A 25,078-nucleotide genomic window follows, 5' to 3' on the forward strand; every position below is an offset into this window, starting at 1 on the left:
ACCACCCTCTACCTCTTGGAGACCAGCGAACGCAGGAAGAATGTCAGGTTGGCAGGGCGCTCGGCGAGCCTTCTCATCAGGTAGCCGTACCACTCGCGGCCATAGGGAAGATAGACCCGGACGGTCTCGCCGCCGGCGGCGAGACGGCGCTGCTCGTCGGGTCGGATCCCGTAGAGCATCTGGAACTCGTAGCTACCCGGCATCCGCCCGTTGCGCGTGGCGAGCGCGGTGGCGATCCGGATCATCCGCGGGTCGTGGGTGGCGACCATCGGGTAGCCCTGCCCGGCCATGAGCACCTTCAGACAGCGCACATAGGACTTGTCGACCTCGAGCCGGTCGGTCCACGCGACGGAGTCGGGCTCGTTGTAGGCACCCTTGCAGAGCCGGACCCGGGAGCCCTCGTGCGCGAGCGCGCGACAGTCCCCCTCGGTGCGCCGCAGGTAGGCCTGCAGTACCGCACCGGTCTCCGGATGGTCCTTGCGCAGCTCGTGCAGGGTCGTCAAGGTCTGGTCGGTGGTGGTGTGGTCCTCCATGTCGATGGTGACCGTGGTGCCCACGTTGCGAGCGGCGCGACAGATCCGGCGCGCGTTCTCCAGGGACACCTTCGGGCCCACCTCGGGCAGCGCCTGCCCGATCGCAGACAGCTTCACGCTCACCTCGGCGCCATGGGCGAGGCCGGCCGCCGCGAGCTGGTCGATGAGCTCGAGGTAGGCGGTCACGATCGCCTCGGCCTGCTGCTCGTCACGGGTGTCCTCGCCGAGGTGGTCGATGCTCACCACCAGACCGTCATCGACGAGGGCGCGGGTGGCCGCGACGGCGTCCGCAGTCGTCTCGCCGGGGACGTAGCGGTTGACGATGGTGCTGCTGATCGGCAGTCGGGTGACCAGGTCCTTCACCCGGGAACTGCGGGACAGCAGCAGCAGTGGTTCGCGAAGCACGCCCACACCGTACGCCGGAGCCTGCCGCCCGGCTCAGCCCACCTCAGGCGGAGCGCCGACGCAGCGTGAGCGCGCCCAGCACGAGACCGGCGAGCACGTAGGCGACCACGATCGCGAGGTCGCCCCACGTCCCGTCCGACCCATGGGTGACGTGATCGATCGCGTCCACGGCGTACGACAGTGGCAGCACGTCGGAGACCTGGCGGAGTACGTCCGGCAGGGCGCTGCGCTCGATGAACAGCCCGCACAGCAGGATCTGCGGGATCACCACCGCCGGCATGAACTGGACGGCCTGGAACTCCGTACGCGCGAAGGCCGAGACGAACAGGCCCAACGCGGTCCCCAGCACCGCGTCGACGATGGCGACCAGACACAGCAGCGCGACCGGACCGGCGACGTCGAGGCCGAGGAAGAGCACACAGGTCCCCACCGCCAGCACCGACTGCACCACCGCCACCAGGCCGAAGGCGAGGGCGTACCCGCCCAGGAAGTCACCCTTGCCCATCGGCATCGCGAGCAACCGCTCGAGCGTGCCCGACGTGCGCTCGCGCAGGGTCGTCACCGAGGTGACCAGGAACATCACGATGAACGGGATCAGCGCCAGCATCGGCGGCGCCAGGGACCCGAAGCCAGCGACCGCGCTGTTGCGGAACATCCACCACAGCAGCGCCATGATCGCGCAGGGCAGCACCACCAGCATCACGAGAGTACGGCGGTCGCGGCGCAGCTGGATGAGCACCCGCGCGGCCACCGCCAGGGTGATCCGGGGAGTCATGGCGTGCCCTCGACGATCGCGAGGAAGGCCTGCTCGACGGTGGTCGTGCCGGTCCGCTGCTTGATCTCCGCAGGGGTGCCGTCGGCCAGGAAGACGCCGTCGCGCATCAGCAGCAGCCGGTCGCACCGCTCGGCCTCGTCCATGACGTGGCTGGAGACGAGGACGGCGGCTCCTGCATCGGCGAGGTCGTGGAACATCTTCCACAGCTGCAACCGCAGCACCGGGTCGAGGCCGACAGTCGGCTCGTCGAGCACCAGGAGGTCCGGGCTGTGCAGCAGCGCGACGGCAAGGCTCACCCGGGAGCGCTGGCCACCGCTGAGGTCGCGGACGACCTGGTCGCGGTGGTCGACGAGGTCCACCTGCTCGACGAGCGCGTCCACCCGGGCCGCTCCCACGCCGAGCACCCGGGCGAAGAAGCGGAGGTTCTCGCGCACGCTGAGGTCGTCGTACACGCTCGCGGCCTGGGTGACGTAGCCGATCCGGGAGCGCAGCTGCCGAGCGCCCGCCGGCTGGCCCAGCACCCTGGCGCTGCCGGTGACGCCGGCCTGGACCCCGACGAGGGTGCGCATCAGGGTCGACTTGCCGCAGCCGGACGGCCCGAGCAGGCCGGTGACCTGGCCGGCGGGGATGGTGAAGTCGAGCCCGTGCAGCACCTCCCGGTCGCCTCGGTGCACGACCAGGCCCTGCACCTCGACCGCGTGGGCCTGCACCCGCTCTGCCGCTGCTGCGGTCATGGGCTCACCCTCGCACGCCGGAGAAGTGCAACCGGGCGAAGGCGAGTGACTCGAGCAGGTCCGCCTCCCGGGCCTCACGGGTGCCGGCCCGACGGGTGTTGATCTCGACGACGATGTGCCCGTCGAAGGCCGACCCGTGCAGCTGCTCGAGCAGCTCTGCACACGGCTGACTCCCGCGTCCGGGCACCAGATGCTCGTCCTTGGCCGACCCGCTGCCGTCGGTGAGGTGGATGTGCCGCAGCCGATCTCCCAGCCTCTCGGCCAGCTCCAACGGGTCCGACTGCGCGGTCGCCGCATGGGAGAGGTCCAAGGTGGTGTTCGCGTAGGGCTGCTCGGAGGGGTCCCACCCGGGCAGGTAGACCTGCATCGACCGGCGGGCCGCGCGCCACGGGTACATGTTCTCGACGGCGAAGGCGACGCCGGTACGGCGCTCCAGGTCGGCGATGCCATCGACGAAGCCGTCGGCGTACTCCCGCTGCCATCGGAACGGCGGATGGACCACCACGACGTCCGCGCCGAGGTCGCCGGCCATCTCGGCGCTGCGCTCCAGCTTCTGCCAGGGCTCCGTGCCCCAGACCCGTTGGGTGATCAGCAGGCAGGGCGCGTGCACCGCACACACCGGCATCTCGTGGTAGTCGGCCAGCGACTTCAACCGGTCCGAGCGCTGGCTGGTGCTGTCGATCGACACCATCACCTCGACCGCGTCGTAGCCCAACCGGGCCGCATAGGCGAAGGCGTGCGACGTGTTCTCGGGGTAGACCGAGGCGGTGGACAGCGCGAACAGCGAGGTCATCGCCGTCACCCGCCCAGCACGCTGAGCCGGTCGATCCGGTCGAGCAGCACGCCCTCACGCAACGCCCACGGGCAGATCTCGAGCTCAGGGACCTCGAAGATGTCCATCACCGCCGAGGCGACCAGCGCTCCGGCCACCAGCTGGTGCGCCCGCGCCGCGGAGACACCCGGAAGTCCGGAGATCTCGTCGAGGGACATGTCCACCAGCTTGGGGATCCACGCCTCGAGGTCCTCGGCGGCGAGCAGCCGGCGGACGAACTGCCCTTCGGCGGAGGGCGCCGCCCCACACACACGCGCCAGCGACCGGAAGGTCTTCGAGGTCGCGACGGCGTGGTCCGGCGCGCCAGCACGCAGTACCTCCCCGGCGTCACGGGCGAGGTCCGCCCGGATCCGGCGGCGCAGCTCACGGACCGCGTCCGGGTCGGGCCGCCTGCCGACGAAGTGCTCCCGGGTCAGCCGGCCCGCACCGAGCGGCAGGGACTGCGCCACCGACGGCGCCTCGTCGGCACCGGTGGCGATCTCCAGGGAGCCGCCACCGATGTCGAAGACGGCCAGCCGTCCCGAGGACCAGCCGAACCAGCGACGTACGGCGAGGAAGGTCAGCCGGGCCTCGTCCTCGCCCGGCAGCACCCGCAGGTCCGCTCCGGTGTGCTCGAGGACGTGAGCCAGGACGGCCTCGGAGTTGGTGGCGTCGCGCACCGCCGAGGTGGCGAAGGCGTAGATCTCCTCGCAGCCCTTGTCCTCGGCGAGCTCCAGGGCGTTGGCGACGAAGGCGGTCAGCGCCGCGGTGCCCGAGTCCGCCAGCATCCCGGCCGGGTCCAGGTGCTCGGCGAGGCGCAGCGGCTCCTTGTACGACGAGGCCGGCAGCGGGGCCGCGCCCGCATGGGCGTCGACGACAAGCAGGTGCCCGGTGTTCGAGCCGATGTCAAGGACGCCCAGGCGCACGTGGCGAGCCTACAAGCGTTGCAGCACGCGACGGCGGCCACGCGCGGCTCGAGGCGATCAGGACGCGGGCGCGGGTCGCTCCTGCCGGCCACGCAGCGCGCCCAGGGCGAGCCAGGCCAGGCCCAGGCCGAAGGCGACGACCATGGGCCACAGTTGCGGGTGGGTCTGCGTGAACGCCTGCCCGAACACCTGACGGGCGGCGGCGAGGTGTCCGGGCAGGGAGTCCGGCAGCCCGCTGGAGGGCCGCAGAACGGCCGTCAGGTAGGTCAGGGCGGCCACCGCGGGGCCGGCGCACCACAGCACCAGCAGCGCGACCGGCCACAGCCCGGCCCAACGACGGGAGCGATGCACCGAGACGACCAGCCCCGAGGACAGCACCAGGGCGACCAGGACGCCGGTGAGCGCGTCGGCCCAGCTCCGCACGGCCGGGGCGTGGCTGCCGTCGTACAGGAAGGCCCGGACCCAGGTCGGCGCGGCGCCCGCGACCAGCGCCGCCGCCAGCGAGGCGAGCCCGTGCCAGTGCACGCTCAGCGAGCCGACGACGAGCCCGAGCAGCGTGCCTGCCACCACCGCGGCGGTGAGGCCGACCAGCACCCGTGTGTCGGCGGCGAAGCTGGTGGGGGCGTGCTGCCGGATCAGCTCCGTGGACAGCGCCAACGTCACCACGACGGTGACCGCGACCACCAGCCACACCTCGAGGATGGCGGCCGGGCGGGGCAGGTGGATCTGGAGCACCAGGATCGGCAGCAGCCCGGCGATCGTGCCACCGACGACGGCGCAGCACACGAGAGCCGGAAGATAGACAGCGATCAGCGGCAGCGGCATCCGCAGCCCGGCGAGCCCCTCGCTCGAGCTGCCCACCGGCGCAGCGATCGTGGTGGGCCAGTCCAGGCCGGCGCTGAACCAGGGCAGGAAGCCGAGCGGCCACCACGCCAGCACCGCGAGGGCGGCCAGCGCAAGGGGGATCCAGATTCGACGCATCAGGGCACTCCGGTCGACGACATGGCCGACCATCATGTCAGCCCACGCGCACCCGCAGCGTCCGGCTCACCGCCGTCACCTGTGCGTCGCCGAGGTAGTCGACGTGCAACCGGCGCAGGCCGGAGCCGGGCACGTCCACCCGCAGCGTCCTCGAGCCGCCTCGCAGGCTCCCCGAGCCCAGCACCGTCTGGCCCAGCCGGACCTCGACCCGACCGCCGACGACGCTGACAGCGGGTGCTCGCAGGCTGACCGTCAGGCTCACCCTCCGACGGACGACGCTCGACGTCGTGGTCATGGTCGGCACCGACTGCACCTGGGGCGTGCGGGCGCTGTACCGCTTGGCGGGGAACCAGCCCTGCGGGGCGACGACGATCCGGAGCCCGATCCGCTGGCCGACGTCCCTCCGGCGCAGCTGGTAGGTCGCGCCGTGGGCGGCCCAGATCCGGTGCCCGTCACGGCGCCACCGGTACTCCACCGGTGTCGTCGAGGGTGTGTGCGGTCCCACGATGGCCCGCAGCGTGTGGCCGAGGACGGCCCGGCCGCGGATCACCGGCTCGTCCGCCAGGCTCGCGACGCCGAGCCGCACCGCCCGGACGGCGGGCGAGCTCGCACCCAGCGGCACGTAGCCGGCCGTGGTGGCCACCTCGCGGACCGAGATCCGCTGGCCGAGCTGGGCGCGCGTCGGGCTGAACGTGGCGGCGGTCGCCCCCTCGACGGGTTCCCCGTCCGCCAGCCACTGGTAGCCGATCGCGTCAGGCTGGGGGGTCCACCGGCCGCGGGTCGCCCGCAGCTGCCCGCCGACCACCGGCAGCCCACGCACGCCCGGACCGGACTGCGCTGTCATCACGCCCCGCCGGACGGGGGAGGTCGCGGACGACGTCGCCAGCGCCGTGGTCCAGCCGTTCCGGGTCACAGTCACCTGGGCGGTGAGGTGCTTGCCCACCTGGGCCGCTCCGGGTGTGAAGTCGGGTCGGGTCGCGTCGGGGATCGTCGTACCGTCCGCGAACCACCGGTAGGCGTACGCCGTGCCACCCGGAGACCAGCCGCCGGTGGTGGCGTGCAGGGTCCGGCCCACCTGGGCCACACCCGAGACGGTCGGCGGTGCGGTGTTGGTGAAGGAGCCGGGCACCACGGCCGCCGTCGGCGCGGCCCTGCTGGTCGCTGTCGTGTAGCCCGGTCGCGTGGCAGTCACCACGACGGTGACCTGGTCCCCGATCACTCCCGGCGTCGGCCGGTAGCTGGACGCCGTGGCGCCCGCGATCGGCGTCGCGGCGCCGGACGCTCCCACGTCGTACCACTGGTAGGCGTAGCTGGCAGCGGGGCTCCACGTCCCCGTGGATGCCGTCAGGACCCGACCGATCTGCGGGGTGCCGGAGATGCTCGGCACCGCGCTGTTGACGAGCGAGCCAGGAGCCACCGCGGCCGTCGGGGCGGTGGTGGTCGTCGCAGCCTGGTAGCCGGCCAGGCTCGCCCGCACCTGCACGGTGATCGGCTTGCCGAGGTCGCCCGCTACCGGGGTGTAGGCCGTGCCGGTGGCACCCGGGATCGCGACGCCGCCGGCGTACCACTGGTAGGTGTAGCTGCCGGCCGGCTTCCAGGTCCCCGACGACACGGTGAGCGGGACGCCCACCTGCGCGGTGCCCGACACCGCCGGCGGCACCGAGGTGATGAACTGCCCCTGTGCCACCCGCGTGGTGCGGGGGGAGCGCACCGTTGTCGGCGCGTAGCCCGCGCGCCTCGCGGTGACCTGCACCTTGATGCGCCGACTGAGCTGGGCAGCCGTCGGGATGAACTTCCGGCTCGTCGCGCCCGCCACCGGGTCACCACCCGAGAGCCACTGGTAGCTGTACGTCGCCGGGTCCGGGCTCCAACCTCCCGGGCTGGCCTTCAGCGGTTGGCCCACCTGCGGGGTGCCGGAGATGGCCGGCTTCGTGGTGTTGCTGAACGCCATGTCGTGGAGGTGGATGAAGCCACTCGGCCACACCGAGCTGGTGCTGGCGATCGTCCGGGTGTCGTAGTAGCCGCGGCGCAGGTAGTTGTACTCCTCGACGGTGATCGAGTCGCTGCTCACCTTCCAGACCCAAGCGACGTGTCCCACCGACGACCCGGCCGACCCGGCCCTCCACCAGGCGACCGCGCCGACGACCGGGCGGTTGTCCACCGTGAAGCCGAGGCTGGTGGCGGCGGCCTTCCAGTTCGAGGCGTTCCCCCAGTGGGTGCCCCAGTAGTCATCGAACGGGATCTTGTTGTCGTTGTTCAGCCGCCAGGCCACGAACGACGTGCACTCCCGGTTGTAGAACCGCCACGGGTCGACCTTGGAGTCCTGGGTCGCGTTCTTGAGCGTGGTCGGGTAGTCGTCCTGCCCCGGTGTGGCCTGACCGGCCGACGCCGTGCCGACCAGCACCCCCAGGGCCAGGGCAAGCGCGAGGAAGGCGTGGCTCCATGTCAAGGAGACACGCCGACGAGAGTGCAAGTTGATGCGCACGTGACAGACGATAAGGGTGGGAATGGTGTTTCGTCACCTGAAGGCGGGACTTTTCGTCGGCGAACGGGCTGGTTCGGCGACGCCGACGCCTGTCTCGACAGTGGGTCCGTGGGATGCGGAGCGCAGGGTTAGGGTGCGCAGGTGCCCGAGGTCGACCTTGACTTTCCCCGCGCCTGGCTCGAGTTCACCGACCCCGCGGACCCCGAACAGGTGTTCCGCTGTGACCTGACCTGGCTGACGTCGAGCTGGACCTGCATCTTCGGGCAGGGCTGTCAGGGCATCTACTCGACCGCCCCGGAGTCCGGGTGCTGCACCCTGGGCGCGCACTTCTCCGACGCCGACGACGAGGAGAGGGTCGCCACCTGGGTCGACCGGCTCGACGACAGCCTCTGGCAGCGCCGGTCCGAGGCCCTGACCGCCAAGGGGCGAGTCAGCCGCAAGCGCTGGACCGAGGTCGAGGACGGCGAGCGCAAGACCCGTGTCGTCGATGGGGCGTGCATCTTCCACAACGACCGCGGCTTCCCTGGCGGCTACGGCTGCGCGCTGCACGCGCTCGCACTGCGCGAGGAGGTGCACTTCGTCGAGACCAAGCCGGACGTGTGCTGGCAGCTGCCGATCCGCCGGACGTTCCGCGAGGTCGAGCGCACCGACGGATCGACCTACACCGAGGTCAGCATCGGCGAGTACGACCGGCGCGGCTGGGGGCCGGGTGGACATGACCTGGACTGGTACTGCTCGGGGAACACCGAGGCACACGTCGGGGCGGAGCCGGTCTACCTCTCGAACGCCACCGAGCTGATCACGCTGATGGGGCAGCCGTCGTACGACGTGCTCGCGGCTCATTGCCAAGCCCGGTTGGCTTCTCGCGACCGCACCGCTCGCCACCCCGCCTCGCCCGATCCGCGCTGAGCCCGCCCTGGGCCATCTCGGCGCGTCGACCCGGCCACGAGGGCCGTCGACCCCGGTGTCGTCGACGAATCCCGCTCAGGTGAGAATCGAGCCATGCGCCTGGACCACATCGTCTTCGCCGCCGGACCTGACGGCCTCGCCGCCACCACCGAACGCCTCGCCACACTGCTGGGGGAGGAGTTCAGAGACGGTGGGGTGCACCCGCGCTTCGGCACCCGCAACGCGATCATGCCGCTGCGCGACGGCATGTACCTGGAGGCCGTCGAGGTGCTCGACCACCCGGCCTCGGACAAGGCCCCGTTCGGTCAGGCCGTCCGTGCTCGCACCGAGCTGGGCGGCGGCTGGATGGGCTGGGTCGTCGCCGTCGACGACATCGTGCCGCTCGAGAAGCGACTGGGCCGCGAGTCCGTGAACGGCAACCGGCACCGTCCGGACGGGGTCGAGCTGCTCTGGAAGCAGCTGGGCGTCAAGGGCCTGCAGTCCGACCCGCAGCTGCCGTTCTTCGTCGAGTGGCAGACCGACCCGGCCAACCACCCGAGCACCGGAGCGAGCGGCGACCTGTCCCTGGCCGCCCTCGAGATCGCGGGCGACCCTGCCCGCGTGTCGGACTGGCTCGGCGAGTCCGTCGAGCAGCCCCTGGAGGACCTCAAGGTCGAGTGGGTCGCCCCCAACGGCATCCCGGGCATCGTCGCCGCGCAGTTCCTGACCCGCGACGGGATCGTCCGGATCTGACCCGGCCCGGTGGCTGAGCAGCCGCAGTCCGGCACCCCACGGGTCCTGCCGGGCGCACGTCCGAGTCCCAACATCTGGCATTCGCCTGCGACGTACGAGCTCGAGAACCGCGCCTTCGACCGCGCCGGCGTACTCATCCGCACCCTGCGCGAGCTCGCGGACTGGACGGGACGCGACGTCGTGGACATCGGTTGCGGGACCGGGTTCCACCTGCCGCTCTTCGCCGCGGACGCTCGGAGCGTGACGGGCGTGGAGCCGCATGCCGATCTGCTCGCGATCGCCCGGCGTCGCGTCCGCCGCTACCCGCACGTCGACCTGCTGCCCGGGATCGCCGACGACCTGCCGCTCGAGCCCGCCTCCGTGGACGTGGCCCATGCCCGCTGGGCCTACTTCTTCGGGCCCGGCAGCGAGCCCGGTCTGGCCGAGCTCGACCGGGTGCTGCGTCCCGGCGGGACTGCACTCGTGATCGACAACGACCCCACCCGATCGACCTTCGGCGAGTGGTTCGGGCGTGGCTTCCCCGACGTCGACCCGCACGCGGTCGAGCGGTTCTGGTCGGCTCAGGGCTGGTCCCGCGAGCGACTCGACCTCGCCTGGACCTTCGACACCAGGGCCGACCTCGAGGACGTCGTCCGCATCGAGCTGCCGACGGCGGTGGCCGAGCAGGTGCTCACCTCGTACGACGGCACCGTGGTCGACTACGCGGTGAACCTCTGGTGGCGCCGCTGGTAGTCGCGGCGTGCCGGATCAGCGCTGGCTCGAACGCCGTACGACGAGGGACGGGGTCAACATCGTGCCCTTGTCGGTCTCGGCGAGCGGCTCACCGGACAGCACCCGGTGCAGCAGCGCGACCAGCTCGACGGCGACCTGCTCGAGCGGCTGACGCACCGAGGACAGCCCCGGCCAGCTGACCTGCGCCCCGAGCGAGTCGTCGAACCCGACCACCCCCACGTCCGTGCCGGCCCGCAGCCCCCGTTCCGCGAGTGCGTGCAGCACACCGATCGCGAGCGTGTCACTGGCACAGGCCACCGCACTGACCGACCGGTCCTCGAGCAGCGCGTGACTGGCCATCCGCGCCGCGTCGACGTTGTCGCTGGTGCGGACGGCGAGCCCCGCAGGATCCCGCCCGGTCGCGGTCAGCGCCGCCGCCCAGCCTGCGCGCCGGTCCTCACCGATCCGCGAGGCCTTCTCCCAGCCCAGCCAGGCGACCTTGTCATGGCCGGCGGCGAGTAGGTGCTCGGTCGCCATCCGGGCGCCCGCCGCCCCGTCGACGTCGACCCAGGCCCAGTCGGCGCCCTCGTCGACGCCGGTGCCCGCCCAGGGGCGGCCGAACGCCACGAAGGGCGCGCCGCGATCCTGCAGGAAGGCGGCCTGCGGGGTGCCTGCGTAGGTGTCGGTGACCACGAACGCGTCGACGGCGGTCGAGCGCAGCAGGTCGTCGTACCCGTCAAGAGGGTCCTCCGGGTCGCCGGAGAACAGCAGCACGTGATGGTCGGTGCGCTCCATCGTCTCGACCAGGGAGTGCAAGAAGCGGTCCATCAGCGCGTTGCTGGTCCCCTCCTGGGCCTGCTCGAAGCGCAGACCGATCAGGTGCGAGTTGCGTGTGCGCAGCTGGCGGGCGGCCCGGTTGGGCGTGTAACCCAGCCGCTCGATGACCTCCTGGACCCGGGCCAAGGTGTCCGGACGCAGCAGCTCGGGGTTGTTGAGCGCATTGGAGACCGTCTGGCGGGACACGCCAGCAGCGTCCGCGACCGTGGTCAGCGTGGGCTGCGACGCAGCATGTCGACCGGCGCTCACTCCCACCTCCCGTGGATCGTTCCAAGAGTAGAACGTCCCCTCGTCAGCGCTCCGCCATGCGCCAGGCGGAGCGGTGCTCGACCGACCCGCCGCCAGCCGCGCGCTCGATGTCGGCGTCACCACCTACGGTGCTGCCATGACCAGGACCACGCGGAGTGCCCCTCGCAGCGGCTACCAGTGCAGCGAGTGCGGATGGGAGGCCGTCAAGTGGGTCGGCCGGTGCACCGAGTGCCAGGCCTGGGGCACCGTCGTCGAGAAGGCCGCCCCCCGCAGCCGAGTGCAGGCCGGCCCGGTGACCGCCCCGGCCAGGCCGATCAGCGAGGTCCCGATCGAGGACTCCCACGCCCGCACCTCCGGGGTGCCCGAGCTCGACAGGGTGCTCGGCGGCGGGCTGGTGCCCGGCGCCGCGATCCTGCTCGCCGGCGAGCCGGGCGTGGGCAAGTCGACGCTGTTGCTCGAGGTGGCCGCCCAGACGGCGCGCTACCGGCACCGCACGCTCTACATCACCGGCGAGGAGTCCGCCGCCCAGGTGCGGATGCGCGCCGACCGCACCGGCGGCATCCAGGACGAGCTCTACCTCGCCGCCGAGACCGACCTGGGCGCCGTGCTGGGCCACGTGGAGGCGGTGAAGCCGACCCTGCTGGTGATCGACTCGGTGCAGACGATCAGCGCCAGCGACGTCGACGGCGTGCCCGGCGGCGTCACCCAGGTCAAGGAGGTCTCGGCCGCCCTGATCCGGATGGCCAAGCTGCGCAACATCACGCTGGTGCTGGTCGGGCACGTCACCAAGGACGGCACGATCGCCGGCCCTCGCGTCCTGGAGCACCTCGTCGACGTAGTGCTGCATTTCGAGGGCGAGCGCACCTCCCGGCTGCGGATGGTCCGGGCGATGAAGAACCGCTTCGGCCCCGTCGACGAGGTCGGCTGCTTCGACCTGTCCGCGGAGGGCATCGTCGCGATCGCCGACCCCACCGGGCTGTTCCTCGACGTCCGCGAGATCCCCGTGCCCGGCACCTGCGTGGCGGTCACCCTCGAGGGGCGGCGCCCGCTGCTCACCGAGGTCCAGGCGCTGGTCACCCGGACCTCCAGCGACCGGCCTCGGCGTACGACGTCGGGGGTCGACTCATCGCGGGTGGCGATGATCCTGGCGGTGCTGCAGCAGCACGCCCGGATCAGCCTGCACGCGCACGACGTGTTCGTCTCCAGTGTCGGGGGCGCCCGGCTCAACGACCCCTCCAACGACCTCGCGATCGCGCTGGCGATCGCCTCGGCCGCGCTCGGCAAGCCACTGGGCCGCAACGTCGCCGCGATCGGGGAGCTCGGGCTCTCCGGCGAGATCCGCCGGGTGCGGGACCTCGGCGTACGACTCGCCGAGGCCTCCCGGATGGGCTTCCGCTCCGCGGTGGTTCCCACCCCCGACCAGGCGAGCGCCGGCACCAGCCGGGTTCTCGACGGCATGCGCGTGCTCGACCTCGACAACGTGGTCCGGGCCCTGCGTGTGCTCGGCCTGGAGAAGTCGCCGGACCCACCGGTCCCCAACCCGTAGACTCGGTGCTCGTGGCCACCCCGGAACGACCCAGCGACGTCGAACGCCTGCGCGCGACGCTCGCCACCATCGCGCCCGGAACTCCCCTGCGTGATGGTCTCGAGCGGATCCTGCGCGGTCGCACGGGTGCGCTGATCGTGCTCGGCCAGGACCGCACCGTCGACGCGATCTCGACCGGCGGCTTCACCCTCGACGTGCCGTTCAGCGCCACCGGCCTGCGCGAGCTGGCGAAGATGGACGGCGCCATGATCCTCGACTCCGCCGCCAGCGTGATCCACCGGGCCAACGTACACCTGATGCCCGACCACACCATCCCCAGCGAGGAGACCGGCACCCGGCACCGCACCGCCGAGCGCGTCGCCAAGCAGACCGGCTTCCCGGTCGTCTCGGTCTCCCAGTCGATGCAGATCATCGCGGTCTACGTCGGCGAGCTGCGCTACCCGCTCGAGGACTCCGGACAGATCCTGTCCAGGGCCAACCAGGCACTGGCCACCCTGGAGCGCTACAAGCTGCGGCTGGACGAGGTCTCCAGCACGCTGTCCGCCCTCGAGATCGAGGACCTGGTCACCGTGCGGGACGTCGCCGTCGTCGCCCAGCGTCTGGAGATGGTGAGCCGGATCGCCCGGGAGATCGAGGACTACGTTCTCGAGCTCGGCACCGACGGCCGACTGCTCTCCCTCCAGCTCGAGGAGCTGGTGACCGGTGTCGACGCGGAGCGCGAGCTGGTGGTGCGCGACTACGCCCCCGTCGGTCGTCGCGACCGCACCCCAGAGTCGGTGCTGGCCGAGATGGAGTCGCTCTCCCCGACCGACCTGGTCGACGTCGGACAGGTCGCCCGTGCGATCGGCCTGGGTCAGAGCGAGCACCTCGACGGCGCAGTCACACCTCGCGGCTACCGGCTGCTGGCCAAGGTGCCGCGGTTGCCGACGGCAGTGATCGACCGGCTGGTCGAGCACTTCGACACGCTGCAGAAGCTGCTCTCCGCGGGCGTCGAGGACCTCCAGGTCGTTGACGGCGTCGGAGAGCTGCGGGCCCGCAGCGTCCGCGAGGGGCTGTCCCGGCTGGCGGAGTCCAGCATTCTCGAGCGCTACGTCTGAACCTGGCGTTGGGGCGCCGAGCGTCCTGGCCAGATGAGGCGTCAGGGCCCGTCGGGGCTTGCGTGCACACCGACGTGGCCTCCTGGGAGGTCCCCCCGCTCAGCAGGTCCCGGCGGCGTTGTCGCCCCCGCAGGACGACTCCGTGCCCTGGACGGACCCGGGGCTCTGGGTGCTCTTGGCGCCGGCCTTGGAGCCACCCGTGGACGTGGTGCGCTTCGGCTTGGGGTGCGCGGTCTTGGTGACCACCGGGCGCGGCGGCAGCGACAACGAGAACTGGGTGTCGGACGGCTCCGATCCGATCGCCGCGGCGAGAGCGTGGTAGTAGCCCGGCGTGGCCCAGGCGTTGCTCGGGCCACAGTTCCCGCTCGATCGACGACCGTTCCAGGTCACCGGGACCACTGCCGGGAGCGCGCTGCGCACCACCACGGACTTCTTCGGCACCGCGCGTGGACAGTCCTGGCTGGTCCAGATCGAGTCCGAGCCAGAGGTGATCTTCACGGCGAGGGTCTTCGAGGAGACCGCGAACGTGCAGGCCGGCCGGGTGGCGGTGAGCTTCACGTCGATGGTGATCGGGCCGCCGGCATGGGGGTGCGGCACGCTCGGCGTCACGGTGATGTCGTCCGCGGCGCACGCGCCGTCGGGAGCGGCGAGCGGCACCGACGGCGTGGGGCTGGTCGTCTTCTTCGCCTTCTTCGCAGATGTGCCGGCGGCCAGGGTCTGCACCGCCATCGGCCCGGCCGGAGTGGGCGTCGGGCTCGGCGAGGTGCTGTGCACGTCGCCGGCGAGCTGGGCTCCGCCTGAGCCTCCACCCGAGCCCCCGCCTCCGAGCAGATGGGCGAACCCGAAGACGAGCAGCAGCGCCACCGACAGCACCAGCGCCCGACGGAACCAGTAGACCCGGGCGGGCAGTCGACCCGCGGGCCGGGACAACGCGCTCATGACGGCAACGCTAGCCAGCCGGGCGCCCGATCCCGCGGAGCCACTCCGTGCAACCTCAACGGCGCTGCACCAACTACTCTGACGCACGATGGATGAGCTGCAGAGCCGCGTCGTCGCCTGGTACGACGAGAACGCGCGCGACCTGCCCTGGCGTCGGCCCGGAGCGAGCCCGTGGTCGGTGCTGGTCAGCGAGTTCATGCTCCAGCAGACCCCGGTCAGCAGGGTGCTGCCGGTGCACGCGACCTGGCTGCGGCGCTGGCCGACGCCGCGCGCCCTGGCCGCGGACTCGAGCGGCGAGGCGGTCCGCGCCTGGGGACGGCTCGGCTACCCCCGCCGTGCCCTGCGCCTGCATGCCGCGGCCGTTGCCATCGGCGAGCGGCACGACGGCGAGGTCCCGACCGATCTCGAGGACCTCCGAGCGTTGCCGGGGGTGGGCGAGTACACCGCGGCGGCGGTCGCCTCCTTCGCGTTCAGCGCCCGGCACCCGGTGCTCGACACCAACGTGCGGCGGGTGCTCGCGCGCGTCGTCGGCGGCGAGGAACTCCCCGCGCGCTCGGTGACGACCGCGGATCGGCAGCGCGCACTCGACCTGCTGCCGGCCGAGGATGGCGACGTGCGACCCGCGGCATGGGCCGTCGCGGTGATGGAGTTGGGGGCCCTGGTATGCACGGCCACCGCCCCCGGGTGCGGCCGATGCCCGGTGGCCGACGTCTGCCGCTGGCGGGCCGCCGGGAGCCCGCCGTACGCCGGTCCGCCGCGCCGAGCCCAGACGTACGCCGGCACCGACCGGCAGTGCCGTGGCCGGCTGCTCGCCGTGCTCCGCGACGCACCCGGCTCGGTCACCCGGTCCCAGCTGGACCGTGCCTGGACGGACCGGCCCCAACGCGAGCGAGCGCTGGCCTCCCTGCTCGACGACGGTCTCGTCGTGGAGCAGGTCGACCAGCGCTATGCCCTACCCGGCTGAGCCAAGGGTCAGACCGACGACTCGCCGCCGCTGCCGGCCACCTCGACCGGCGGCGCATCGGGCAGCTCGGCCCGTGGCGTGCCGGCGAAGGTGAAGCTCGCGTCCGGTCCCTCGGCATCGACGCCCACCAGGACGATCTGGCCGGGGCCGACCTCGCCGTACAGCATCTTCTCGGCGAGCACGTCCTCGATCTCGCGCTGGACGGTGCGCCGTAGCGGTCGGGCGCCCAGCACCGGGTCGAAGCCCCGCCTGGCCAACAGCTCCTTGGCCGCCGAGGTCAGCTCGAGCGACATGTCGCGGTCTTTCAGCCGCAGCTCCACGGCCGCGATCATGTTGTCGACCATCGCGATGATCTGGTCCTGCGTCAGCGGCGGGAACACGATCACCTCGTCGACACGGTTGAGGAACTCCGGGCGGAAGTGCTGCTTGAGCTCCTCCGAGACCTTCGCCTTCATCCGGTCGTAGTTGCCCGCGGTGTCGCTGCCCTGGTTGAAGCCGAGGCTGACTCCCTTGGAGATGTCGCGGGTGCCGAGGTTCGTGGTCATGATGATCACGGTGTTCTTGAAGTCGACGACCCGGCCCTGGGAGTCGGTGAGCCGACCCTCCTCGAGGATCTGCAGCAGCGAGTTGAAGATGTCCGGGTGGGCCTTCTCGACCTCGTCGAACAGCACCACCGAGAACGGCTTGCGCCGCACCTTCTCGGTCAGCTGGCCACCCTCCTCGTAGCCGACGTAGCCCGGAGGCGAGCCGAACAGCCGCGAGACGGTGTGCTTCTCGGAGAACTCGCTCATGTCGAGCTGGATCAGCGCGTCCTCGTCGCCGAAGAGGAACTCCGCGAGCGTCTTGGACAGCCACGTCTTCCCGACGCCGGACGGGCCGGCGAAGATGAACGAGCCGCCGGGGCGCTTGGGGTCCTTCAGGCCGGCACGGGTACGACGGATCGCGCGGCTCAGCGCCTTGACGGCCTCCTCCTGGCCGATGACCCGCCGGTGCAGCTCGTCCTCCATCTTGAGCAGCCGCGTGGACTCCTCCTCGGAAAGCTTCACGATCGGGATGCCGGTCGCGACGGCGAGCACCTCGGCGATCAGCTCCTCGTCGACCTCGGCGACGACGTCCATGTCGCCCGAGCGCCACTGCTTCTCACGCTCGGCCTTGGCCAGCAGCAGGTGCTTCTCCTCGTCACGCAGCGACGCAGCGGCCTCGAAGTCCTGGCCGTCGATGGCGCCCTCCTTGCGGCGGCGCACCTCGGAGATCTTGTCGTCGAACTCGCGCAGGTCCGGCGGCGCGGTCATCCGCCGGATCCGGAGCCGGGAGCCGGCCTCGTCGATGAGGTCGATCGCCTTGTCGGGCAGGAACCGGTCGGAGATGTAGCGGTCGGCGAGCGTGGCCGCCGACACCAGCGCCTCGTCGGTGATCGTCACCCGGTGGTGCGCCTCGTAGCGGTCCCGCAGGCCCTTGAGCATCTCGATGGTGTGCGCGATCGACGGCTCGGCGACCTGGATCGGCTGGAAGCGGCGCTCGAGCGCGGCGTCCTTCTCCAGGTGCTTGCGGTACTCGTCGAGCGTGGTCGCGCCGATGGTCTGCAGCTCGCCACGGGCCAGCATCGGCTTGAGGATGCTGGCCGCGTCGATCGCGCCCTCGGCCGCACCGGCGCCGACGAGCGTGTGGATCTCGTCGATGAACAGCACGATGTCGCCACGGGTGCGGATCTCCTTGAGCACCTTCTTCAGGCGCTCCTCGAAGTCGCCGCGGTAGCGCGACCCGGCGACCAGCGCGCCGAGGTCGAGGGTGTAGATCTGCTTGTCCTTCAGCGTCTCGGGCACGTCGCCGCGGACGATGTCCTGCGCCAGGCCCTCCACGATCGTGGTCTTGCCGACGCCGGGCTCTCCGATCAGCACCGGGTTGTTCTTGGTACGGCGGGACAGGATCTGCATGACCCGCTCGATCTCCTTCTCGCGGCCGATGACCGGATCGAGCTTGCCCTCCTTCGCCGCCTGGGTCAGGTTCCGGCCGAACTGGTCGAGCACCAGGCTCGAGGACGGGCCGGCCTCCGGCGCCGTACCAGCGGTCTGGGTCTCCTTGCCCTGGTAGCCGCTGAGCAGCTGGATGACCTGCTGGCGGACCCGGTTGAGGTCGGCGCCCATCTTCTGCAGGACCTGGGCGGCGACGCCCTCGCCCTCGCGGATCAGGCCGAGCAGGATGTGCTCGGTGCCGATGTAGTTGTGGCCGAGCTGCAGCGCCTCGCGCAGCGACAGCTCCAGGACCTTCTTGGCGCGCGGCGTGAAGGGGATGTGGCCGGTGGGCGCCTGCTGGCCCTGGCCGATGATCTCCTCGACCTGGGCACGCACGCCCTCCAGCGAGATGCCGAGACTCTCCAGGGACTTCGCGGCAATGCCGTCGCCCTCGTGGATCAGCCCGAGCAGGATGTGCTCGGTGCCGATGTAGTTGTGCGAGAGCATGCGGGCCTCTTCCTGGGCCAGCACGACAACTCGTCGGGCTCGGTCGGTGAACCGCTCGAACATGTGCATCGCTCCTCAAGATCGCCGGGCGGGCGGTGTGCCCCGATGAAGGCTTCCCGGCACCTCGTCCAACCCTTCCCCCAGCCTACGTGTTCCGGGCCAGCAACGGATTCGCTCTCAGCGAAACCGCGGCCGTGGGTGGTCGATACCCTCCGGGCCCACATCCCCCTGCCAACTGCACGTTCTCGAGCCGTATTTCCTGCGGTTCGCAGGGCGACGGGACGGTCCTGCTGGGTCCCCTCAGCGGCCGGCCGGACCAGCGGGTGCTCGTAGGCGAACATCGCTTCCATAGCTTGGCCCGCGACAGCGGTATCGAAAATCTGACGTCACTGATCCCCGTTCCGGGAACGGTCTCGGTGCGACTGGGCCGTTCCCAGACAGTGAGGTCGCCGTGATCAACTCTTGGATCGGCACCGTAATCGGCATATGGACGTTGGCGTTTGCTGGCTCGTCACATGGCTCGCCAGCGCTCCGCGTCTACACGGAACCCGGCAAACCTACCGAACCGACGAGCTTCAACCTGCGGGGGACGTAATGCCGATACTCCCGAGCAGAAAACAGCTGCATCTCTCACCATCACATCGGAGTCGGGCGATGTGCTGCAGCTGGATTCTGGCCAAGACTTCGATCTCAGGACGCTGACGTATGGCGCCTAGCCTTGCCCCTGGAGCTGGGCTGTGACGAAGTCAAGCGAGGTGTTGAAGGCCGAAACCGTGTAGTCCCGTCCCGGGTCATCGCGTTGGGCGCAGGAGAAGAACCGTTGACCGGTGGTCGGCACATTGAGAGCGCCTCCGCCATGCGGAAGGCGTAGCCTCGCGGACACGATGTGGGTGGCGTCCCTGCCGACACAGGCGTTCTTCGCGACCAGGAGGTACGCACGCGTATGGTCGCCAAGTCGAATAGCCGGACCCCTAGAAGCGAGCGATGGGGCGACGTACTGCGTCTTCGCATCGAACGTCAGTTGAACCTGCGAACCGTTCCGGTCGAAGAATGTCGCCGTCGGCCGGCCCTGGAGCAGGCATGGGCCTCCATGAACCCGGGTGATCTGATAGCTCAGCGGAATCTCTTGAGTCATGGGCGAGACCGGACGCGACGGGACAATGCTCAGATCACTCGAACGGCAGTAAGGCGCAGTTGGGCTGGGCATTGTCGTTCTCGGAGACGTCGCGACGGTGGTGCCTCCTGAAGGATTCGACGCCGGACGGAACCCGAGGCTCCAAACCAGGACCACCGCAGCTGCGACACCGATAACCGGGATGACTCGCAACGCCCAGGCCCTTCGGGCACGTTCACGGTTCCCACGGCGTCTGATCTCCTCAATCACAGCGGCGAACGGGCGGACGGGCGAGGCTTCAGCGACCGCGTGCAACTCGGCACGGACACGCTCTTCCAAGTCGCTCATGTTCCTGGCTCCCTTTCTTCTCCCGAGCTCAAGCGCACGCCTGACCGGCCAAGCGTGCGCAGGGCGTCCGAGGACTGTGACTTGACGGTGCCCTCGGAGCAGCCCAGCAGGTCAGCGGTCTCGCGCACCGTCATATCCTCGTAATAGCGCAGCACGAGCACCGCACGCTGCCGAGGCGGCAGTTGGCGCACTTGGGCCCACAGGTCGAGGCGGTCGACATCGTCGTCTGTGGTGTCTGTCCACGGTTGAGCACTGCCCACGACCTTGAGCTTGGCCTGGCCGACGGCCGCTCGGCGACGAGCCGACACAATCGTGTTGACGAGGACTTTGACGATGTATGCGTCCGGCCGGTCCGCGCGACGCACCCGCGGCCATTTGGCGTAGACCGCGACCATTGCGCTCTGGAGGAAGTCTTCAGCATCCTGCGGACCGCCAGCCAACAGCGTGGCCAATCTGGCCCAGGAGTCCCACCTGGCCGCGACCAGTTCCTCGAAGTCGCTGTCGCTTGAGTCGCCGAGCGCCACCATTGCGGTCCTTTCCACTCTTTCGACGCACGAGCACGGGACTGGGTTGGGTCATCGCCGGATATTCCCACCTCGCTCGGCACGTCGACAGCCTGAGCAGGCTCAGCGGCCGGGCTGTACCAGACCGTGCTCGTAGGCGAAGACCACCGCCTGGATCCGGTCGCGCAGGCCGAGCTCGCGCAGCACGTCGCCAACGTGTGACTTGACCGTCTCGGTCCCGATGAACAGCTCGCCGGCGATCTCGGCGTTCGAAAGGCCTCGCGCGACCAGCAGCAGCACCTCTCGCTGGCGGGGGCTCAGCCGCTCCACCGCGCCGTCCGGCAGGTGGGGACCGCGGCGCGCGAAGTCCTCGACGAGCCGCCTGGTCACCGCCGGCCCGAGCAGCATCGACCCGTCCGCGACCATCCGGACACCCTCGACCAGCCTGTCGGCGGTCACGTCCTTGAGCAGGAAGCCGCTGGCCCCGGCCCGGATCGCGTCGAAGACATAGGCGTCGAGGTCGAAGGTGGTCAAGATCAGCACGCGGGTGTCGTGGTCACGGGTGATCTGTCCAGTCGCGGCGATCCCGTCCAGCTCCGGCATCCGTACGTCGACGAGCGCGACGTCGGGCTGGTGCTTCTCGACCAGGGAGAGGAGGTCGAGCCCGTTCCCGGCAGTGCCCACCACCTCGAGGTCCTCCTGGGCGTCGAGCAGCGCGGCGAACCCGGCACAGATCACCGGCTGGTCGTCGGCGACCACGACCGTGGTCACGCAACGCCCCGGGGCAGGGTGGCCTCGACCACGAACCCGCCGTCCCTCGGCGCCGCCACCAGGCGGCCGCCCAGTGCCTCGACGCGCTCGCGCATGCCGACCAGTCCCTGGCCGGTGCCGACCCCCTGGGCAGACCCGGCCCCGGATCCGCGGGTCTCGACGTCGGGCCGAACCCCCGTACGGCCCGACGTCGAGACCCGCACCACCAGCAGCGCCCCCGTGCTCTCCAGGTGCACTGCCACCGGCATTCCCGACGCGTGCCGTCGGGCGTTGGTGAGGGCCTCCTGGACGACCCGGTAGGCGGCGTATCCCGAGGCGGCCCCGACGGTGACGCCGAGGTCGCCCTGCACGGTGATGTCGACGCCCGCGGTGCGGGTGCGCTCGACCAGGGCGCCGATGTCGGCCCAGGTGGGCTGCGGGGCGCGGTCGGGCTCGCCAGCGGCTCGCCCGAGGATCCCGAGCACGCCCCTCAGCTCATCGAGTGCCAGCCGGGCGTCGGCCGCGATGTCGGCGAGGACGGCGCGCGCCTCGGGCTGCAGGTCCGGCGAGGTGTACGGCGCGGTCTCCGCCCGGACCGCGATCAGCGAGACGTGGTGGGCGACGACATCGTGCAGGTCGCGGGACAGTCGGGCTCGCTCCGCCACCACCGCAGCGTGGTCCTCGACCTCGCCGGACCGGGCCGCCAGGGCACGCCGCTCACCCTCGCGGACCCCCGCCACCCTCATCCAGGCGGCCGCCGCCAGCACGAGCAGCAGCACGACGGTGTAGATGACGCCCAGCTCGACCCGGCGCGCCGTGTCGTAGTAGTCGATGCTGATGTCGGTGCGCAGCGGCGCAACCATCCGGTCGCCGGTGGCAATCCACGCCCACACGATCAGCGCCGCCAGCGCCACGGCGACCACCGACGCCACCGGCCGACGCCAGCTCGCGGTCAGGGTCACCGCGCCGAGTGCCGCGAACAGGCCGAACGGCACCGGCGCGCCGTACAGCAGGCAGAACGCACCCGGGGCGAGCGCCAGCACGATCGCGACCCCGGGCCAGCGCAGCGCCAGGAAGGGAGCCGCCGCGGTCAGAGCGCCGACACCGAGCCCGAAGAGCGTGACCAGGACCGGCCCGAGGCCGATCAGGAACGGTCCCGCGCCCCGGTAGCCGTAGTCGGCCACGATGCTGGGCACCCACCACGCGGAGGCGTAGCAGAAGAGCACCACGAGCGCCCCCATCGTGGCAGTGAGCCAGTACGACGCGGGTAGTGGCCCGTGGACGGGCGCCCAGGCCTCCTTGCCGAGGAGCCGACCGAGCCGCGATGCGGTGGACCGTCGACCCGTCAGCGAGATGTCCATGGCCGAGATCCTGCCTCCTGCCGGCGTCCCGCGGCACCCTCTCCCGGGGGAACTGTGCGGGAATCGCAGTCCCCCGGCCGGGGGAAGCGGGCTGCGGCATGCGTGACGATCGTCATGCCGTGTTGGGCGCGTTCCTCAGCACTCGCTCAGGGATCACGATTACGTTTCTGGCATGGCTGAGCAGAGTGCGGTGCCCAGCGGTGCTGGCGGCCGTCTGGACGACACCCTCGACGGACTGCGCCGATGGGTCATCCGAGCGGTCACCGCGGTCATCGTGGTCGTGGTGCTGTGGCGGGCGTTCAACGCCGTGGTGGGCGTCGTCACCTCACACCTCTGGTTCGAGTCGGTGGGCCAGGGCTCGGTCTACTCCACCATGCTGCGCGCCCAGATCCTGCTCTTCGCCGTCTTCGCCGTCCTCGGCGGCCTGGCCGGCTGGTTCACCATCCGCACGGTCCGCCGGGCCGGGCCGCGGCTGCATGTCGAGCAGCAGGTGCACTCGATCCGGTGGTGGTTCCGCAAGCACGAGCCGCGGCTGTGGCCCATCGTGCTGCTGCTGGGCGTGGTGATCCCGGCGTGGATCGTCGGCGGACACGCCGCCAGGCAGTGGCAGACCTACCTGCTGTGGCGGCACGCCTCCTCCTGGCATGCAACCGACCCACAGTTCCACAAGGACCTCTCCTTCTTCATCGAGGTCAACCCGTTCCACGTCCTGGTGGTCGCGCTGCTCTCGCAGATCGTGGTCATCACCCTCTGGATCGCGGTGATCGCCGGCTTCCTCTACGGCATCTGGCGCTTCCGCGGGCCCGGGCCGCGCATCACCCGCTCGATCACCAAGCTGGTCTCCCTGCTGCTCGCCGCATGGTTCGTGCTGAAGGCGGTCAACTACTGGATCGGTCGGTACGCCGTCGACACCTCGCAGCGCGGTCCGGTCACCGGTCCGTCGTACACGGACGTGCACGCAGTGCTGCCCGGCAAGGTGGTGCTGATGGCGGTGGCCCTCGCCTGTGCGGGGCTGTTGCTCGCCAACGTCGTCCACATCGGCCGGCTGCGGGTCACCGCCGCTGCGGTGGTGGTGCTGCTGATCGCCTCTGCCGTCTTCGGCAGCGCCTGGACCAGCCTCGTCTACCGCTTCCGCGAGCAGCCGAGCGCGGCCACCGTCGACCTCGGCGAGATCGCCCACAACCTTCAGGCCACCCGCACCGCCTTCGGGTTGCGCGACGTCGTCAGCACGGTGCCCTACAAGGCCGCGAGGACGCTGCACGGCAAGGCGCTCCAGCACAAGGCCTCCCACACGGCGCAGATCCCGCTGATCGACCCGAACCGGCTGTCGCCGACGTTCAACGTCAAGCAGCAGCTGCAGTCCTACTACCAGTTCAAGTCGACGCTGGACATCGACCACTACGACCTCGACGGCCGCTCCCAGGACGTCGCGCTGGCCGTCCGTGAGCTCCAGGTCGGCGGCATCCCGCACTCCAGCTGGGTGAACAGCCACCTCGTCTACACCCACGGGTACGGCATCGTCGCCGCACCGACCGGCCGGATGAACCCGAAGACCGAGGGGCCCGACTTCCTGAACGCCGGGATGCCCCCGGCCCAGCAGATCCCGGTCAACCAGCCGGCGATCTACTTCGGCCAGTCGTCGCCGAACTACTCCATCGTCGGGGCGCCCCCCGGAAGCCGCCAGAAGCTCGAGTTCGACCACCCGGGCAACAACGGCAGCTCGCGCTCCGCGCACACGACGTACGCCGGCCACGGCGGCATCCCGATCGGCTCGACGATGCGGCGGCTGCTCTTCGCGCTCCAGCTGAACAGCCCGAACATCCTGTTCAGCTCCGACATCAACAAGTCCTCGCAGTTGCTGATGGTGCGCAATCCGCGGGCCCGAGTGGCGAAGGTCGCACCCTGGCTGACCCTCGACGGCGACGTCTACCCCGCCGTCGTCGACGGGCACATCGACTGGGTCGTCGACGGCTACACCTCGACCAACAACTACCCAGGGTCGCAGCTGGTCAACCTGCACAAGGCGACCTCCAGCACCCTGTCGACCAACGGGGCGACGGTCGCCCAGCCGAGCACACAGGTCAACTACCTGCGCAACTCGGTGAAGGCCACCGTCGACGCCTACACCGGCAAGGTGACGCTCTACAACTGGCAGCAGAACCAGCTGCCAGACCCGCTGTTGAAGACCTGGGAGTCGATCTTCCCGGGTCTGGTCCAGCCGCAGTCGAGCATCCCTGCGGCGCTGATGCCGCACCTGCGCTATCCCCAGGACCTCTTCAACGTGCAGCGCAGCCTGCTCGCCCAGTACCACGTCACCAGCGCCCCAGACTTCTACAGCGGCAACGACTTCTGGAAGGTGCCGACCGACCCGACGGTGTCCGCGAACCAGCAGTTCAACGCCGGCTCTTCGGGAAGTACGTCCTCGGGGCCGAACGAGCCGTCGGCGTACATCACGATGTCGCCGGACGGCTTCGCCCCCCAGCGCTACACCCTCTCCAGCCCGATGGTGACGCTGAACCGCCGTGACCTGGCCGCATTCATCTCGGTCGACGCTCAGCCGGGTCCGGACTACGGCAAGTTCACGATCCTGGACTTCCCGTCGTCGTCGGGCGGCGAGTCGCCCTCGCAGGTGCAGAACGACATCGAGTCCGACACCAAGATCTCCGAGGCGCTCACCCTGCAGCGAGGCGGAAACTCGAAGGTGGTGCTCGGCGACCTCGAGGCGATCCCGGTCGCCGGCCGGATGCTGTACGTCGAGCCGGTCTACACCCAGGCGGCCGCGAGCAACTCGTTCCCGATCCTGCGACACGTGATCGCGCTCTACGCCAACGGCGACCCGGCGTTCGACGACGGCCTCGCACCCGCGCTGCGGCAGGCGATCGCCTCCGGCGACGTCAGCTGACCCGGCG

20 protein-coding genes are annotated in these 25,078 nt (G+C 70.7%); 7 read left to right on the top strand and 13 right to left on the bottom strand.

The genetic code is table 11. From position 1 onward, the window contains the following. Nucleotides 1-8 precede the first annotated feature (8 nt). The 7 genes from Q9R13_RS12075 to Q9R13_RS12105 are packed head-to-tail and all read right to left on the bottom strand — an operon-like array spanning nt 9 to nt 7,650. The gene (locus tag Q9R13_RS12075) at nt 9-938 is read right to left on the bottom strand and encodes a proline dehydrogenase family protein (RefSeq protein ID WP_310961429.1); all 930 of its coding nucleotides are present in this window, start codon (nt 936-938) and stop codon (nt 9-11) included. Nucleotides 939-981: 43 nt separating this feature from the next. Further along, on the bottom strand, nt 982-1,713 hold the full coding sequence (locus Q9R13_RS12080; protein ID WP_310961430.1) for an ABC transporter permease: 732 nt from the start codon (nt 1,711-1,713) through the stop codon (nt 982-984). After that, a complete protein-coding gene (locus Q9R13_RS12085; RefSeq protein ID WP_310961431.1) occupies nt 1,710-2,447 on the bottom strand; it encodes an ABC transporter ATP-binding protein in 738 nt (245 codons plus the stop codon). The genes Q9R13_RS12080 and Q9R13_RS12085 overlap by 4 nt, the downstream gene beginning before the upstream one ends. A 4-nt stretch (nt 2,448-2,451) precedes the next feature. Further along, nucleotides 2,452-3,240, bottom strand: coding sequence for a sugar phosphate isomerase/epimerase family protein (locus Q9R13_RS12090; RefSeq protein ID WP_310965080.1), 789 nt, complete (start codon nt 3,238-3,240; stop codon nt 2,452-2,454). A 5-nt stretch (nt 3,241-3,245) separates the two neighbouring features. After that, nucleotides 3,246-4,184, bottom strand: coding sequence for a Ppx/GppA phosphatase family protein (locus Q9R13_RS12095; RefSeq protein ID WP_310961432.1), 939 nt, complete (start codon nt 4,182-4,184; stop codon nt 3,246-3,248). 57 nt (nt 4,185-4,241) lie between these two features. Continuing rightward, on the bottom strand, nt 4,242-5,165 hold the full coding sequence (locus tag Q9R13_RS12100; protein WP_310961433.1) for a hypothetical protein: 924 nt from the start codon (nt 5,163-5,165) through the stop codon (nt 4,242-4,244). 37 nt (nt 5,166-5,202) lie between these two features. Beyond that, nucleotides 5,203-7,650, bottom strand: a complete 2,448-nt coding sequence (locus tag Q9R13_RS12105) for a CHAP domain-containing protein (RefSeq protein WP_310961434.1) — start codon at nt 7,648-7,650, stop codon at nt 5,203-5,205. Between the two features lie 141 nt (nt 7,651-7,791). Between Q9R13_RS12105 and Q9R13_RS12110 the strand changes: the two genes are divergently transcribed. The 3 genes from Q9R13_RS12110 to Q9R13_RS12120 all read left to right on the top strand — a co-directional run bounded on the left by Q9R13_RS12110 (nt 7,792) and on the right by Q9R13_RS12120 (nt 10,023). Then, nucleotides 7,792-8,559, top strand: a complete 768-nt coding sequence (locus Q9R13_RS12110; protein ID WP_310961435.1) for a hypothetical protein — start codon at nt 7,792-7,794, stop codon at nt 8,557-8,559. Nucleotides 8,560-8,652: 93 nt separating this feature from the next. Continuing rightward, a complete protein-coding gene (locus Q9R13_RS12115; protein WP_310961436.1) occupies nt 8,653-9,291 on the top strand; it encodes a VOC family protein in 639 nt (212 codons plus the stop codon). A gap of 9 nt (nt 9,292-9,300) precedes the next feature. Then, the gene (locus tag Q9R13_RS12120) at nt 9,301-10,023 is read left to right on the top strand and encodes a class I SAM-dependent methyltransferase (RefSeq protein ID WP_310961437.1); all 723 of its coding nucleotides are present in this window, start codon (nt 9,301-9,303) and stop codon (nt 10,021-10,023) included. Between the two features lie 15 nt (nt 10,024-10,038). Here Q9R13_RS12120 and Q9R13_RS12125 read toward each other — a convergent pair whose 3' ends face one another. Next, nucleotides 10,039-11,088, bottom strand: coding sequence for a LacI family DNA-binding transcriptional regulator (locus Q9R13_RS12125; RefSeq protein ID WP_310961438.1), 1,050 nt, complete (start codon nt 11,086-11,088; stop codon nt 10,039-10,041). A 136-nt stretch (nt 11,089-11,224) separates the two neighbouring features. Here Q9R13_RS12125 and radA point away from each other — a divergent pair, with 136 nt between their 5' ends. Both radA and disA read left to right on the top strand, forming a co-directional pair. Beyond that, nucleotides 11,225-12,634, top strand: coding sequence for a DNA repair protein RadA (gene radA / locus Q9R13_RS12130; RefSeq protein ID WP_310961439.1), 1,410 nt, complete (start codon nt 11,225-11,227; stop codon nt 12,632-12,634). 5 nt (nt 12,635-12,639) lie between these two features. Continuing rightward, the gene (gene disA / locus Q9R13_RS12135) at nt 12,640-13,731 is read left to right on the top strand and encodes a DNA integrity scanning diadenylate cyclase DisA (protein WP_397217908.1); all 1,092 of its coding nucleotides are present in this window, start codon (nt 12,640-12,642) and stop codon (nt 13,729-13,731) included. Nucleotides 13,732-13,830: 99 nt separating this feature from the next. On the opposite strand, the gene Q9R13_RS12140 is transcribed toward disA, so the two are convergent. Further along, the gene (locus Q9R13_RS12140) at nt 13,831-14,670 is read right to left on the bottom strand and encodes a hypothetical protein (RefSeq protein WP_310961441.1); all 840 of its coding nucleotides are present in this window, start codon (nt 14,668-14,670) and stop codon (nt 13,831-13,833) included. 88 nt (nt 14,671-14,758) lie between these two features. Here Q9R13_RS12140 and Q9R13_RS12145 point away from each other — a divergent pair, with 88 nt between their 5' ends. After that, nucleotides 14,759-15,634, top strand: coding sequence for an HhH-GPD family protein (locus Q9R13_RS12145; protein WP_310961442.1), 876 nt, complete (start codon nt 14,759-14,761; stop codon nt 15,632-15,634). Between the two features lie 8 nt (nt 15,635-15,642). Here the strand turns inward: Q9R13_RS12145 and Q9R13_RS12150 are convergent, their stop codons facing one another. The 4 genes from Q9R13_RS12150 to Q9R13_RS12165 form a co-directional block, all read right to left on the bottom strand. After that, on the bottom strand, nt 15,643-18,156 hold the full coding sequence (locus Q9R13_RS12150; RefSeq protein ID WP_310961443.1) for an ATP-dependent Clp protease ATP-binding subunit: 2,514 nt from the start codon (nt 18,154-18,156) through the stop codon (nt 15,643-15,645). Nucleotides 18,157-19,551: 1,395 nt separating this feature from the next. Continuing rightward, nucleotides 19,552-20,079 carry a SigE family RNA polymerase sigma factor gene (locus Q9R13_RS12155; RefSeq protein WP_310961444.1) on the bottom strand — a complete coding sequence of 176 codons (528 nt, stop codon included), beginning with the start codon at nt 20,077-20,079 and terminating at the stop codon, nt 19,552-19,554. Between the two features lie 102 nt (nt 20,080-20,181). Further along, entirely contained in the window at nt 20,182-20,829 is a 648-nt protein-coding gene (locus tag Q9R13_RS12160; RefSeq protein WP_310961445.1) for a response regulator transcription factor, read from the bottom strand. Then, nucleotides 20,826-22,169 carry a sensor histidine kinase gene (locus tag Q9R13_RS12165; protein ID WP_310961446.1) on the bottom strand — a complete coding sequence of 448 codons (1,344 nt, stop codon included), beginning with the start codon at nt 22,167-22,169 and terminating at the stop codon, nt 20,826-20,828. The genes Q9R13_RS12160 and Q9R13_RS12165 overlap by 4 nt, the downstream gene beginning before the upstream one ends. Before the next feature lie 172 nt (nt 22,170-22,341). Here Q9R13_RS12165 and Q9R13_RS12170 point away from each other — a divergent pair, with 172 nt between their 5' ends. Continuing rightward, nucleotides 22,342-25,071: a UPF0182 family protein gene (locus Q9R13_RS12170; protein WP_310961447.1), complete on the top strand. Its 2,730-nt coding sequence runs from the start codon at nt 22,342-22,344 to the stop codon at nt 25,069-25,071. Nucleotides 25,072-25,078: the final 7 nt, after the last annotated feature.

It is taken from the genome of Nocardioides marmorisolisilvae (assembly GCF_031656915.1).
Lineage (GTDB): Bacteria > Actinomycetota > Actinomycetes > Propionibacteriales > Nocardioidaceae > Marmoricola > Marmoricola terrisoli.